General features: G+C 63.4%; 9 protein-coding genes. All 9 read right to left on the reverse strand.

Annotation, left to right across the window (positions count from 1 at the left end):
- Positions 1 to 3: 3 nt before the first annotated feature.
- Positions 4 to 2,754, reverse strand: coding sequence for a malto-oligosyltrehalose synthase (locus TU82_RS06365; RefSeq protein WP_057722280.1), 2,751 nt, complete (start codon positions 2,752 to 2,754; stop codon positions 4 to 6).
- Positions 2,751 to 4,835 carry a 4-alpha-glucanotransferase gene (malQ, locus tag TU82_RS06370; protein ID WP_057722281.1) on the reverse strand — a complete coding sequence of 695 codons (2,085 nt, stop codon included), beginning with the start codon at positions 4,833 to 4,835 and terminating at the stop codon, positions 2,751 to 2,753. Before malQ ends, TU82_RS06365 begins: the two co-directional genes overlap by 4 nt.
- Positions 4,832 to 6,580 (reverse strand): malto-oligosyltrehalose trehalohydrolase, encoded by a 1,749-nt coding sequence (treZ, locus tag TU82_RS06375; protein WP_057722282.1) that lies wholly within the window; start codon positions 6,578 to 6,580, stop codon positions 4,832 to 4,834. The genes malQ and treZ overlap by 4 nt, the downstream gene beginning before the upstream one ends.
- A 19-nt stretch (positions 6,581 to 6,599) precedes the next feature.
- Positions 6,600 to 8,156: a glycogen synthase GlgA gene (gene glgA, locus TU82_RS06380; RefSeq protein WP_057722283.1), complete on the reverse strand. Its 1,557-nt coding sequence runs from the start codon at positions 8,154 to 8,156 to the stop codon at positions 6,600 to 6,602.
- 511 nt (positions 8,157 to 8,667) lie between these two features.
- On the reverse strand, positions 8,668 to 9,621 hold the full coding sequence (locus TU82_RS06385) for a D-2-hydroxyacid dehydrogenase family protein (protein ID WP_057722284.1): 954 nt from the start codon (positions 9,619 to 9,621) through the stop codon (positions 8,668 to 8,670).
- A gap of 21 nt (positions 9,622 to 9,642) precedes the next feature.
- A complete protein-coding gene (locus TU82_RS06390; protein WP_057722285.1) occupies positions 9,643 to 10,644 on the reverse strand; it encodes an alpha/beta fold hydrolase in 1,002 nt (333 codons plus the stop codon).
- Between the two features lie 46 nt (positions 10,645 to 10,690).
- On the reverse strand, positions 10,691 to 11,134 hold the full coding sequence (locus TU82_RS06395; RefSeq protein ID WP_057722286.1) for a YqaA family protein: 444 nt from the start codon (positions 11,132 to 11,134) through the stop codon (positions 10,691 to 10,693).
- A gap of 267 nt (positions 11,135 to 11,401) precedes the next feature.
- On the reverse strand, positions 11,402 to 11,857 hold the full coding sequence (locus TU82_RS06400; protein WP_057722287.1) for an SRPBCC family protein: 456 nt from the start codon (positions 11,855 to 11,857) through the stop codon (positions 11,402 to 11,404).
- Between the two features lie 89 nt (positions 11,858 to 11,946).
- Complete coding sequence (locus tag TU82_RS06405) at positions 11,947 to 13,941, reverse strand: methyl-accepting chemotaxis protein (protein ID WP_057722288.1); 1,995 nt, start codon at positions 13,939 to 13,941, stop codon at positions 11,947 to 11,949.
- Between the last annotated feature and the right edge of the window lie 49 nt (positions 13,942 to 13,990).

The following is a 13,990-nucleotide window of genomic DNA, read 5'->3' on the forward strand; positions in this document are numbered from 1 at the left end:
TGTTCAGCTTTCTTGATTATCGGCATTGATAAAAACATTGACCGGGAAATCCCCCAGGGCAGCGCTGATCAACAGCTCCTTGTCTGGTGTGACTGCGCTCGTCTGAAAAAGTCCCTTCCAGTTTTGCGTTGTGGCGGCGAACGGTAATTTCACCCGCGTATCGCCCCAAACCTGGGCAGGAATCAGCGGCTGCAACGCATTGTCGAGCAGGCGCCGGGGCCAGCGTGGCACCACCACCAGCACGTGTTTGCCCTGCAGTTCGCGGCAGAACGCAACGACATGATCGGCCAGTGAGCCAACCACCTCCAGGGCGGTGTAGGCGCCGTCGCTGAACAGCTCGACGTTGGCCTTGCGCAGGGCCAGCATCTGCGCGATCGCCGCCTGCTTGATACGTCCGTCGCGCCAGTTGGACAACAGTTCACCGATGTCCGCCGGGTTATCCAGTGCACGCTGCCGTGCGTGGAAGTCCACCGGGCGCCGGTTGTCCGGGTCGACCAGGCTGAAGTCCCAGAACTCATCGCCCTGGTACACATCCGGTACGCCCGGCACGCTCAGATGAAGCAAAGTCTGCGCCAGCCCGTTCAAGGCGCCGGCGGGGGCGATGGCCTGGGCGGCGTCGGCAAGGGCATCGCGCAACGGCTTGCCGGCTTCACTGAGCAATACGCGCTGCAGGAAGGTCTCGACGCCGTGTTCGTAAGCCTCGTTCGGCGCGCTCCAGCTGCTTAGCAGCTTGGCTTCGCGCAGGGCTTTCTGCTGCCACTGCCACAGGCGTTGCTGATAGGCCTCAAGGTCAGGGTTCTGCTCCAGTGGCCAACTGCCAAGCAGCACTTGATAGAGGATCAACTCGTCGCCGGCCGAGGGGCTGTCAGCCGTCTCGCGCAACGGCGCGGCCAGGCTGCGCCAGTGTTCGACCTGCTCGGCATACCAGGGCGCGCATTCGCTCAGCACCGCCAGGCGCGCGCGGGTGTCTTCGCCACGTTTATGGTCGTGGGTGGCGGTGGCCAGCAGGTTGTGCGGGAAGGCTTTCAGACGCTGCTGGTTGGCCCCATGGAAGTCGGCCAACGGCGCGCTGAACTGCTCGGTGCTGAAGCCCACATCGTTACGCGACAGCAACACCGCCGAACGGTAGAACGCCGTGTCTTCCACGGCCTTGGCCGCAGCGGGCGAGGTCAGTTGCTGGAAGCGCACGCAGGCATGCTTGAGTATCTTGCGCTCGCGGCCAACAGGGCGATTGCGCCAGGGTTGCCCACCCAGCCATTTCTCCAGGTGATCGAGCACGGGCCAATCACCCTCGCTCAGGGTGCTGCGCGCGCCCTCCATGGCCTGTTGGAACACCTTGTCGTCGGCCGCGCTGCGTCCGCGCGCGCTGATGTAGGTGCGGTACACCGGAAAATGCACGATCAGTTCCTGCAGTGCCCGGCGGATTGCGCCCAGGGTCAGGTCGCGGGTCATCACGTCGTCACGGGCCACTTGCAGCAGCGCCTGGGCCACGCTCTCGAAATCGCCGCCCAACGAACCGTTGAGGATTTGCTGGCGTGCCAGCCGTGCTTCTTCCATAAACGCCGAAGGCCGTTCGCTGTGGCGCGACCACAGCTCGGCCAGCGGCGCGAAACCGTCGGGATGATGCTGCATCAATGACAGCTGGTTCATGAATTCGTAGCCGGTGGTACCGTCCACTTGCCAGTCTTCGCGAAGGGTCTCGCCTTCACCGAGGATCTTTTCCACGAAGATCGGCAAATGCCGCGCAGGCGACAGCGCATCCACCCGGCGGCGCAGCTTGCGGCAGTAACCGCGCGGATCGGCCAGGCCGTCGATATGGTCGATGCGCAGGCCATCGATCAGGCCTGCGCTGATCAACTCGAAAATCTTGCCGTGGGTGGCCTCGAATACCGCCGTGCGCTCCACGCGCAGGCCGCCCAGTTCGTTGACGTCGAAGAAGCGCCGCCAGTTGATGTCGTCCGCCGCCGTGCGCCAACTGGCGAGGCGGTAGGTCTGCTCCTCCAGCAGTCGATGCAGGCGCTCGAAGCCCTCAGGCGTACGTCCGTCGAACGCGGCGAGGCGCTGTTCGATGTCGGGCAATACCTCGCTGGCGCGCTCGGCCAGTGCCTGTTTCAGCCAGCCGGCTTCGGCGTAGGCGTCGTCCTGGTAGGCCAGGGCGGCGAAGCGCTCGGCCAGGGGCTTGAGCGGTTCTTCGTTGCCCAGGATCAGCGCGTAGTCCCGTGGGCAGATCGGGAAGCGATGTTCGTAGTGCTCGACGTAAAAGGCCCCCTGCGCCGCCTCGAACTTGAGCACCAGGCTGCCGCTCTGCACTGCTTCGCCGTAGTCGCTGCCGAGGAACGGCATCAGCAGTTGGCCTTTGAGCAGCGGGTCGGGTGAGTGCCATTGAATGTCGAAGAATTCGCTGTAGGGGCTCAAGCGTCCCCATTCCAGCAGGTCCAGCCACCAGGGATTATCGGCGCCGCCCACGGCCATATGGTTGGAAACGATATCGAGGATCAGGCCCATGTCGTGTTCGCGCAACGCGGCGACCAGACGCTGCAACGCGGCTTCGCCGCCCAGTTCCGGGTTGACACAGGTGGGGTCGACCACGTCATAGCCATGCATCGACCCGGCCCGCGCCTTGAGCAGCGGTGAGGCGTACAGGTGGCTGATGCCCAGTCGGGCGAAATACGGCACCAGCGGCACCGCATCGTCCAGGGTGAAGCCTTTATGAAATTGCAGGCGCTGGGTCGCGCGCAGGGGCAGTGCTTTCATCGGTCACGCTCATAGGCTTGGTTGCGCGCGACGGCCAGCAGTTCGAGGCGGCGCGCGGCGCCGGCATTGTCGAGCAGGCTGGACGCTTCACCGGGCAGGCGGCGGCGCCAATTGGGGTGGGTGTCGGTGGTGCCGGGCAGGTTGGGTTGTTCTTCCATGCCCAGTGCATCCTCCAGGGGCAGCAGTACCAGTGGCGCACGGGTGTGGCCGAGGTAGCGCACGCTGGCATCGATCATGTGGTCGGTGTCGTTGCGGATCTCATCGACGAAATTCTGCGGGTCCTGGCTCAAGGCCTGGCGCAGCGCCTGGCGTTCGCGCAGGCGGTGTTCGCTCCATTGATCCACGGTGGGCGCGTCGATCAGGCCCAATTCGATATTCCATTCGATGTCACGGCTGTGCCACCAGCCATTGAGCGTCGGCAAATCGTGGGTGCTGGTGGTGGCCAGGGCGTTGTCGGGCCAGTCGAGGATCGGCCTGAACTGGCCTTCATGGTTTTGCTCGAACAGCAATACACGCATGCCCAGGATCGCCCGGCTGCTGAGTTTTTCGCGCAGGCCGTCGGGCACGGTGCCGAGGTCTTCACCGAGCACGATGGCATGGTGGCGATGGGATTCGAGGGCCAACAGCCGCAGCATGTCGTCCACCGGGTAATACAGGTACGCGCCTTCGCGCGGTGAGGCCCCGTTAGGGATGACCCACAGGCGTTGCAGGCCCATCACATGGTCGATGCGCAGGCCGCCCGCGTGAGCGAAGTTGGCCCGCAGCATTTCAATGAAGGCACGGAAACCGTTGCGTTTGAGCCCCTCGGGGGAAAACGCGGAAATGCCCCAGCCCTGGCCCGCGCGGTTGAGAATGTCCGGTGGCGCGCCGACGGTGAGGTCGGCGAGCAATTCGTCCTGGCGACTCCACGCCTGGCTGCCGCCGCCGTCCGCACCCACCGCCAGGTCGGCGATCAGGCCGATGCCCATGCCGCTGCCACGCGCGGCCTGTTGCGCGCGTTGCAAGCTGCGCGCGATCAGCCACTGGGTGAAAGCGAAATAGCCGATTTCGTCACGGTGCTCTTCGGCAAACTGCGCCAGCGCCGGGCTTTGCGGTGTACGCCAGTCCTCTGGCCACTGGCGCCAGTCGAGGTCTTCCCCGGCGGCGGCGCGCAACGCTTGCACCGCTTCGAAACGGCAGTGGTTTTCCAAGGCTTCACCGCCAGCCTGGCGAAAGCTCTGGAAGTCGGCATGTTGCGGATGATGGCCGTGGCGGAAGTCGTCATACAGGGCGCGCAGCAGGCGCTGCTTGGCCTTCGCGGCGGTGGGCCAGTCGATCAGGGTGAGCTGTTCCAGTTCGTGCAGCTCCTCGGCCAGGCCTGTGGCCTCAATGGCGGTGCGCACTTCACGTTCGCCCAGGATGCACCCCGGCGAGGCATACAGGCTGTTGAGAAACAGCCGGCTGGAAGGCGAGTAGGGGCTGTAGCGCTCGGTATCGGCGCTGAACATGGCGTGCATCGGGCTGATCGCCAGGGCGTCGGCCCCGCGCTCGGCGGCCGAACGGGCCAGGTGCTCCAGGGCCAGGGTATCGCCGAAGCCTCCGTCGCCGAGGCGGTGCAGCGAGTAGAGCTGGGCACTGAGGCCCCAGGCGCGGGCGGGATGGGTGTCGACCGCTTCGGCCACGCTGTAGCACTGAGCTGGGGCGACGGCCAGAGTGAAGGTCTGGCCGTCGATATGCGCCTGATGGTAGCCAAGGGCGATCACGCCGGGCAGCACCCCATCCCCATCCAGGCGCAGTTCCAGGCTTTCGCCATTTTCCAATTGCACGCGGCACGGCGTGTCCGGGGCGAAGAAACGCGCCAGATCCAGGCCTTCACCGCTGTCGACGGTCATCAGCGGCGGTAGATGCTTGTCCTGCTGTACTTGTTCCAGTTCCTGCAGGCTGGCCTCGATCTCGGCCTCGGTATCGGCCGGATGACCCAGCCCCTTGAGCACGGCGCGCAGGGCGTCGGGCTTCACATGTTGCGGGCGACCGTTGGCATCGATCCAATCGACGGCCAGGCCCGCGCGGCTGGCGAGTATTTCCAGGTTCGCTTCGCTCAAGACTGTTCTCCAGCAGGGAATAGGGACACGCGTGCGCTGAAGGGCGGCAGCTGCGCCGCCGCAGGGTCGGCAGGCGTTTGAAAGATCACGTGGGGCGACGCCTGCTGATCGACGGGCTCGGCGCTCAGGTTCAGGTCGATTTGCAACATGCTGCCATTGCCCAGACGCCAGCGCGCCGTGACGGCGCCGTCGGCCAGCACCTGCGCGCCCAGAGGCACGCTGCCGGGAAGGTGGGGCACCACATACTGATGGCGCAGGCTCAGCAAATGTCGGTACAGCTGGGCACGCTCGTTTTCCGCCAGGGTGGGCCTGGATTGCAGGAAAGTGGTCAAGGCATTCGGATCGGGGATGCGTTCGCGCTGCTCGGGGTCATGAAACGCGGCGAAATCGGCGAACTCGTTGCGTCGACCTTCACGCACGGCCTCTGCCAGTTCACCGTGATGGTCGGTGAAGAACAGGAAAGGCTCGGGCGCATTGACCTCATCGCCCATGAACATCAGCGGGATCATCGGCGACAACAGCAACAGCGCGGTCGCTGCCTTCAACGCCTGGGGCGGGCATAGCTGATGCAAGCGTTCGCCCAGGGCGCGATTGCCGATCTGGTCGTGGTTCTGCAGGAACGCCACGAACGCCGTGGGCGGCAATTCGCCGCTCGGCTCGCCGCGTGCATGGCCGTGGCGGGTGGGCTGGCCCTGATAGATAAAGCCTTCACCCAGGCAGCGCGCCAGTTTGGCCGTGGGCTGCTCGGCGAAGTCGCTGTAATAGGCATCGGTTTCGCCAGTGAGCAGCACGTGCAGCACGTTATGGAAGTCATCGTTCCATTGCGCATCGAAATCATGCTTGAGCAGGCCGGCCTGGTTCAGCTCGTTTTCCAGCACCAGCCACACGTGGCGCCCGGTGTCCACCTGCTGGCGTACCCGCTGCGCCAGTTCCTGCAGGAAGCCGGGGTTGTCGATGGCGTGCACCGCGTCCAGGCGCAGGCCGTCAAAGCGGTATTCCAGCAGCCACATCAGGGCGTTATCGAGGAAGAAGTCCCGCACTTCGCGGCGTTCGAAATCAATCCCCGCGCCCCACGGCGTGTGCACGTCTTCCTGGAAGAAGCCCTTGGCGTACTGGCCCAGGTAGTTGCCATCGGGGCCGAAGTGGTTGTAGACCACATCAAGGATCACCGCCAGGCCGTGCCCGTGGGCGCTGTCGATCAGGTGCTTGAGTTGTTCGGGGGAGCCGTAGGTGGCTTGCGGGGCGTAAGGCAGTACGCCGTCGTAGCCCCAGTTGCGCTCACCGGGGAATTGCGCCAGAGGCATCAATTCGATGGCGGTCACGCCGAGCTCGGCCAGGCGCGGCAGGTGCTTCTCGACTTCGGCGTAACCGCCCATCGCGCCGACGTGCAGTTCGTAGATCACCGCCTCGTGCCAGGGGCGGCCTTGCCAGTGGCTGTGCTGCCATTGATAGGCGAGCGGGTCGACCACCCGGCTCCAACCGTGCACATCCAGGGCCTGGGCCCTGGAGGCGGGGTCGGGCACATCCCGTTCGCCGTCGATATTGAAGCGGTAAAGCGTCCCGGCAGGGCAGGCTATCTCCACTTCGAACCAGCCATCTGCCTGGGGCAGCATGGCCACGGATTTTCCTTCCTGCAATTCAACGCTGACATAAAACGCGTCTGGCGCCCACAAGGCGAAACGCGTGTGTTGCGCGTCCAGCATCAGTGCGCCGTGGGGCCAGGTTTCCAGAGTCCGTAACGGCATCTATGAAGACCTCTCTTGATTATTTAGTCGATTTCCCCAGTGCTTTAACCACCAGTTGTTCGTACAGCTCGGCGTAGGGTTCCACCGCCTGCGACCAGTTGAACGGTTGGGTCATGGCGCGGCTGCGCATGGCATTGAGCAGGCCGGGGAAGGAGAACACCTTGAACGCGCGCTGCAGGGCGGCCTTGTAGCTGTCGACGGTGGACTCGTTGAACAGAAAACCGGTGACACCGTCTTCAATGGTGTCGGCCAGGCCACCGGTATTGCGCGCCACCGGCAACGAGCCGAAACGCTGCGCATACATCTGGCTCAAGCCGCAGGGCTCATAACGCGACGGCATCAGCAGGAAGTCGCTGCCGGCGAACATGCGGCGAGCGTCGGTTTCGTTGAAGCCGATGCGCACGCCAACCTGGCCGGGGAAGCGCAGCGCCAGTTCGCGCATCGCCTGTTCCTCTTCCGGCTCGCCGCGCCCGATGATCGCGATCTGGCCACCGTTTTCAACGATGAAGCTGGCGACCGCCTCCGTCAGGTCCAGGCCTTTCTGGTAGACCAGGCGCGAGACCACGGCAAACAACGGGCCGGTGGAATCGTGCAGGCCGAACAGTTCGCGCACATGGGCGGCGTTGATGGCCTTGCCTTCCCAGTCACCGATATTGAAATTGTGGGTCAGGTGGGTGTCGGTCGAAGTTTCCCAGCTTTCGTCGATGCCATTGGGAATCCCGCTGAGCAGGCCTTGCTGGGTCTTGCTGGCGAGGAAACCGTCCAGGCCGCAGCCGAATTCCGGCGTGGTGATTTCCTGGGCGTAGGTGGCGCTGACCGTGGTGATGTGGCTGGAATAGGCCATGCCGGCCTTGAGGAACGACATCTTGCCGTAGAACTCCATGCCTTCCTGTTGCAGCGCGTGGGGCGGAATACCCAGTTCGGGGGTGCAACCCAGGCTCACCACGCCCTGGTAGGCCAGGTTATGAATGGTGAACAGGGTCGGGGTGCGTGAACCACGCCAGTGCATATAGGCCGGGGCGAGGCCAGCGGGCCAGTCGTGGGCGTGCACCAGGTCCGGGCACCAGTGGATCTGTGCCAGGTTGGCGGCCATGTCGGCGGCGGCCAGGCCCAGGCGTGCGAAGCGGATGTGGTTGTCCGGCCAGTCGCGGCCATTGTTGGCGCCGTAAGGTGTACCTTCGCGCTCATACAGCTCGGGGCAGATCAGCACATAGATCACCAGGCCGTCCTTGAGGTCCATGCGCCCGATCTTGCACGGCGGCAGTGCGGCGTGACCACCCAGCTCGCCGATGATGTGAATCGGGTTGTCGCTTTCCATCACCTGCGGGTAACCGGGGATCAGCACGCGCACATCGTGCAAGTGAGCCATGGCGCGGGGCAGGGCCGCCGACACATCGCCCAGGCCGCCGGTTTTCACCAGATCGGCAAATTCGGAAGTAACAAACAGCACCTTCTTTCGGTTGGGGTTATGACTGGACACCGGCCGCACCGTATTGAGGTCGACGACCAAAGAGGTCGACCCGCCAACTGGCTGACTAACACGCTCTCCCTGAATACTTGCTGCGGCACTGATCATAATTCTCTCCAACGTGTTGGTTAGCTAATGGCCCGCTGCCATTAGCTCGATGACCGCTTCCTGCGGCCAAGCGCACAAGCGCACGACAATCTGGCAAGGCGTATGCCAGTTGCACGGATAACTAAAAAGATTGGATGGACGGGCATGTAGCGTGAATCGCGGAGTGCTCGCCTTGCCTTAAAACTTGACCAAGGGCCGAGTTGAAAAGTTTAGTTTTTTTGCGGGGTTTTTGTTTTGGAACGGACCCATCGGTCATGAGTCTAGGCCAGATCCCAGCGTCTGCCGGGTTTCGAGGGGATTTTTGTAGGACAAAAAACTTTTAACCTTATGCCGGCGCACGTCCGGATCCAAATGTGGGAGGGGGCTTGCTCCCGATAGCGGTGGGTCAGTTATCAGTACTCTGACTGAGCCAACGCTATCGGGAGCAAGCCCCCTCCCACACAAATCAACAGCGTATGCCAACATTGTGCAATTGGGCATTGCCATTCAGGACATGCCCTTGATTGGTGCGTCAGCCGAGCACTCGAATGGGTGCGCCGTTCACCCAGGCCTGAATATCTTCGATCATCTGCTGGTAGAACTGACGGTAGTTCTGCTCGCTGACATAACCGACATGGGGTGTGGCCAGCACATTGGGCAGCGAGCGGAACGGATGGTCATGCGGCAGTGGCTCCTGGCTATACACGTCCAGCGCTGCGCCGGCCAGTCGCCCAGTGCTCAGCGCATCCACCAGCGCCTGCTCATCCACAATCGGCCCGCGCGCCGTGTTTATCAGCCGCGCGCCGGGCTTCATCCAGCCCAGCGCCTGCGCGTCGACCAGGCCGCGGCTGCGCTCGCTGAGGACCAGGTGGATGGTCAGAATGTCAGCCTGCTCGAACAGCTCGCGTTTGCTGACCCAGGTCACCCCGGACTCAGCCGCCCGTTGCGGTGTGAGGTTTTCGCTCCAGGCAATCACGCGCATGCCGAATACCTGGGCAAATTGCGCGACCTTCTGCCCGATGCTGCCCAGCCCCAGGATACCCAGCGTCTTGCCATACAGATCGCCGCCCAGGCCGACCTGCCAGCCGCCTGCGCGCACGGCGTTGGCTTCGGCCAGCAGGTTGCGCGTGGAGGCCATGATCAGTGCCCAGGTCAGCTCCGGCGCGGCCTGCTTGTAACTGTCGGTACCGCATACCTGGATCCCCAACGCCTTGGCGGCGGGAATATCGAGGGCGGCGTTGCGCATGCCACCGGTCACCAGCAACTTAAGTTTGGGCAGGCCCTGCAGCAGGGCCTGGTCGAAAGGGGACCGTTCGCGCATCACGCAAATGACGTCGAAACCTTGCAAGCGTTCGATCATCGTGACGGTGTCGGCTGGATAGTCGTGCAGGAAGTGCACCTGGCCCAGCGGATCGAGCACCGACCAATCCACCACGCTACTGGCCACTTGCTGCCAATCATCAATCACTGCGATCTGTAGCGACATGCACACGTGCCTCAAAAAGGGTTAAAGGGCGTTCAAGCCCTGCAACAGCGCTGCATGAAACCGCGCCGGCTCTTCCATCTGCGGTGCATGGCCCAGGCCGGGAAACTCCACCAGGGTGGCATGGGGAATCAGCTTGGCCACCTGTTTACCCAGTACTTGATAGTTGCCGATCCGCGCCTTGACTGCAGGCGGCGCCAGGTCCTTGCCGATGGCAGTGGTGTCGCTGGTGCCGATCAGCAGCAGAGTGGGCGCTTGCACGTCCTTGAATTCGTAATACACCGGCTGGGTGAAGATCATGTCGTAAATCAATGCCGAGTTCCAGGCCACCAGCGTGTGCCCCGGGCCCTGGTTCAGGCCGGCGAGCATGTCCACCCAGCGCTCGTATTCAGGCTTCCAGCGCCCCGCGTAATAGGTGTCGCGCTCGTATTTGCGCACCCCGTCGGCGCTCAGTTTCAGCTCGCGTTGATACCACTGGTCAACGCTCTGGTGGGGCACGCCCAGGGCCTTCCAGTCTTCCAGGCCGATGGGGTTGACCAGGGCGAGCTGCTCGGTCTGTGCCGGGTACATCAAGGCATAGCGCGTGGCGAGCATGCCGCCGGTGGAGTGTCCGAGCAGCGTGGCCTTTTGAATCCCGAGTTTTTCCAGCAACTGGTGGGTGTTAAGCGCCAGTTGCTGGAAGCTGTACTGGTAATGCTCGGGTTTGCTGGAGGTGCAAAAGCCGATCTGATCCGGCGCGATCACGCGGTAACCGGCGTCGCTCAGGGCTTTGATCGACGCTTCCCAAGTGGCGCCGCAGAAATTCTTGCCGTGCATCAGCACCACGCTGCGCCCGTTGGCCTTACCTTTGGCCGGCACATCCATATAGCCCATTTGCAGGCTTTTACCCTGGGACTCGAAGTTGAAGCGCTCCACCGGATAGGGGTACTGGAAACCCTCGAGTTGAGGGCCGTAGGTGGCGGCAAACGCGGGCGCGGCGCTGGCCGTGAGCAGGCCGGCGATGCACAAATCACGGATGGAAGGCATGGTCATAAGCTCCGGGAAAGATGTTCCGGATGCTGTTTGGGGAGGATTAACGGGGGATTAACACCCACTGCAGGCTGATTGCGGCAAGCGCGCCGTAGCGCAGCGCCTTGGCCAGGGTCACCAGCAGCAGGAACCGCCAGAGCGGCTCGCGCATGACCCCGGCCACCAGGGTCAGCGGGTCGCCGATGATCGGCACCCAACTGAGCAGCAGTGTCCAATGCCCCCAGCGCGCGTAGTGGCTGCGCGCTTTGTCCAGTTGCCGGGTGCTGACCGGAAACCAGCGCCGCCCCTGGAAGCGCTCCACCGAACGCCCCAGCAGCCAGTTGACCAGCGAACCCAGCACATTGCCCAGCGTGGCAATGCCCAGCAGCAGCCACAGGTTGTAGTGCCCACTGAGCAGCAGCCCGACCAGCACGGCTTCCGATTGCAAGGGCAGCAATGTCGCTGCGCCAAAGGCGGCGAGGAACAGGCCAAGGTACGCCATCACCATCGCGCGGGGGCTCGTTGCACAGTGGAGTTCATGGTCGGTCTCGGAAAAGGCGCGGCATTGGGCCGTAATGCTGTTCAGTTAAGCGTATATCGCCCTCTGTAGGAGCGAGCTTGCTCGCGAAAAACGTCAACGTTAACGCGTGCTTCCTGATTGAACGCGGCGCCTGTGAGTTTTTCGCGAGCAAGAGCTAGGCGCCCCCCTCGCTCCTACAAAAAAGCATTGGGCCGGGCATTTTCCCTGAATCGGGTCAGTTATGCGATAGAGCGGTCAACGGCTGAAGTTTTCCAGGCGATGCTTGAGGCGGTCCAGCGCAATTGCCGAGAGTTCGATCATGCGTTCATGCAAGGTCGCCAGTTGCAGTTCGGTCTCATAGGTCAACACACGCTTGAACAGCGTGCCGCCCTGCTGCGCGTGCAGGACATAATGAATGCAGCCGTCGAGCGCCAGCGAGGTGAACACGGTCTTGAACTCGTTGGGGCATCGGGCGACTTGCACGCGGTAGCTCAGCGGGAAGCGGATGCCCAGCAGGTCGATGACTTCGGTAAAACGCGCGCCGGCCGGCAGCGAGCCGCGGGTGCCGGTGTCGGCGCTGAGGGAGGAGGGGTGCCATTCGTGCCAGCGGTCGGGCTGGGTCACATAGTCGTAGACGGTCTCGACCGGCGCCAGGATGAAGCGTTCCTGGCTGATGCGCTCCAAGCGGACCGACTGCTCAATCGCGGGCATGACACACCTCCCTGTGTGGCGAGTGTTAAACCACGAGCTGTCAGGATAGCCCGACTCCCGCGCTTTGCACGGGAGTATTCCGGTCTGGATCAACGCACTTTGAAGCGTCCCATCAAGGCAATCACCCGGCCATTGGCTTCCAGCAGGCTTTGGGTATTGGTTTCGGTGGCGTGACCGCTTTCTACCAGCTCTTCGACCATCTGTCGGATCTGCACCATGCTGCGGTTGATCTCTTCGGTCACTGCGCTCTGTTGCTCGGCGGCCGTTGCGATCTGGGTGCTGAGGTTGTTGATATGGCTGACTGAGCCGGCCATCTCATCGAGCCCGGTGTTCACCCGCGCCGTGGCATCCGCCGCCGACTGGCAACTGGCCTGGGTGTTTTCCATGGCGGCCACCGACGAGCTGACACCGGTGGTCAAGCGCGCCAGCATCTCGTTGATCTGCGAGGTGCTGGCCTGGGTGCGTGCGGCCAGTGCGCGTACCTCATCGGCCACCACGGCGAACCCGCGCCCTTGTTCCCCGGCCCGCGCCGCTTCGATCGCGGCGTTGAGCGCCAGGAGGTTGGTCTGGCCGGCGATGGCGCCGATCACGCCGAGGGTTTCGGTGATGCGCGCGGCGTCCTGGCGCATGTTCTCGACGGTGTGGGTCGCGCTGGCCACTTCACCGATCAGGGCGCTGACGCTGGTGGACGCTTCACCTACCACCACCCGTGAGCGGTCGGCGTGCTCGTTGGCGCGCTGGGTGAAGGCCGCCGTTTCTGCGGCATTCTGCGCGACCGTGTCGGCGGTGGAGCTCATTTCGGTGATGGCGGTCACCGTCTGGTCCGTCTCCGAGGCGTGGCGCAACAGGATCTGGTTGGTGTGCGCCGAGGTGTGCTGCAACTGCTCAAGGCCCGAGGCCATGGCGCCAGTGGCCTGGGTCACTTCGCCGATCATGTTTTGCAGGTAGACGATAAAGCGGTTCACCGAGTGGCCAATGGCGCCCAGTTCATCTTCGGCGCGGATGGTGATGCGCCGCGTGAGGTCGGCGTCACCGGCGGACAGTGCGTCGATATTGCCCTTGAGCGCTTTCATGCGCTGTACCAGTTGGCGAATCGCATACGCCGCCAGCAGTACCAGCAGGATCACCATCGGGATTTGCAGCAGTGCCAGGGTGCCGAGCACATCATTGCGCTGGGCGGTGATCAACGAGGTGGGCAGGGCGGTCGCGAGGAACCACGGTGTGCCCTGGATCGGGCGCATATAGAAGGTGCTGGCCACGCCCTGGTTGTCGAACTCGGCGCGTTGCAGGGCCTGGTCGCGATGGGCGAGGGCTTTGCTGACCTGGGCGGCGAACGCCGAAGTGCCGGTCAGCTCGCTGATGTTTTTCAGTACCACCGGGCCGCTGATGCGCGAGCTGTTGCTGATGATCTTGCCGTCGCCTTCGACGATGAGCATTTGCCCGCCGATGTCTTTTTCCTTGCTGGCCACCAGGTCGTTGAAGAAACCCAGGGTCACGTCGATGGTCGCCACGCCATAGGCGGCGCCGTCGCGCTGGATCGCCATGGCGCAGTTGGTGCGCGGCTCCTGGCTGGCGTCGTCCTTGTAGGCGGCGGCCCAGGCGCATTGGCCACGGGGTGAGGCGAGGCCGCCCTTGTACCAGCTCTGGTCGTAATAGTTGGGCGCGGCGTCGCTGTTCCAGAAGGTGTTGACCGCCAGCTTGCCCGAGGCGTCACGGTGCCAGAATGTGCTGTGCTTGTTACGCCCGGGCGTGCGCTGGTTGGGCAGCGGCCAGATACCGCCGCCGAACACTTTCAGCTCGCCATATTGATCCACCAGGCCGGGCAGGACCTTGTCGATGGCATCGCTGTCGAGCAAGGGAATCGTCTGGGTGATGGTGCGTTGCTGGGCCTGAACCTTGTTCAGTTCGCCCTGGATCTGTTCGGCCACCTCAGCGACGCGGTTGAGTACCACCTGTTCTTCGGTGTCTTGCAGCTTGGGCGCGACCAACTGGCCGATACCCACGACGGTCAACACCAATAACACCAGGACGAACAGCACCAGGAACAGGGTATAGCGGGCTTGGATGGAGCGCAGTGGGGGCATGGGGCCGTCCTTACGAAGCGTTATTGTCGACGCGGCTTTATTAGAGCTT

The organism is Pseudomonas orientalis (genome assembly GCF_001439815.1).
Classification (GTDB): domain Bacteria; phylum Pseudomonadota; class Gammaproteobacteria; order Pseudomonadales; family Pseudomonadaceae; genus Aquipseudomonas; species Aquipseudomonas orientalis.

Excerpts from the sequence above, each read along its gene's own strand:
- TU82_RS06365 (WP_057722280.1), bottom strand. The coding sequence starts at position 2,754 with ATGAAAGCACTGCCCCTGCGCGCGACCCAGCGCCTGCAATTTCATAAA.
- treZ (WP_057722282.1), bottom strand. The coding sequence starts at position 6,580 with ATGCCGTTACGGACTCTGGAAACCTGGCCCCACGGCGCACTGATGCTG.
- glgA (WP_057722283.1), bottom strand. The coding sequence starts at position 8,156 with ATGATCAGTGCCGCAGCAAGTATTCAGGGAGAGCGTGTTAGTCAGCCA.
- TU82_RS06385 (WP_057722284.1), bottom strand. The coding sequence starts at position 9,621 with ATGTCGCTACAGATCGCAGTGATTGATGATTGGCAGCAAGTGGCCAGT.
- TU82_RS06390 (WP_057722285.1), bottom strand. The coding sequence starts at position 10,644 with ATGCCTTCCATCCGTGATTTGTGCATCGCCGGCCTGCTCACGGCCAGC.
- TU82_RS06395 (WP_057722286.1), bottom strand. The coding sequence starts at position 11,134 with ATGGTGATGGCGTACCTTGGCCTGTTCCTCGCCGCCTTTGGCGCAGCG.
- TU82_RS06400 (WP_057722287.1), bottom strand. The coding sequence starts at position 11,857 with ATGCCCGCGATTGAGCAGTCGGTCCGCTTGGAGCGCATCAGCCAGGAA.
- TU82_RS06405 (WP_057722288.1), bottom strand. The coding sequence starts at position 13,941 with ATGCCCCCACTGCGCTCCATCCAAGCCCGCTATACCCTGTTCCTGGTG.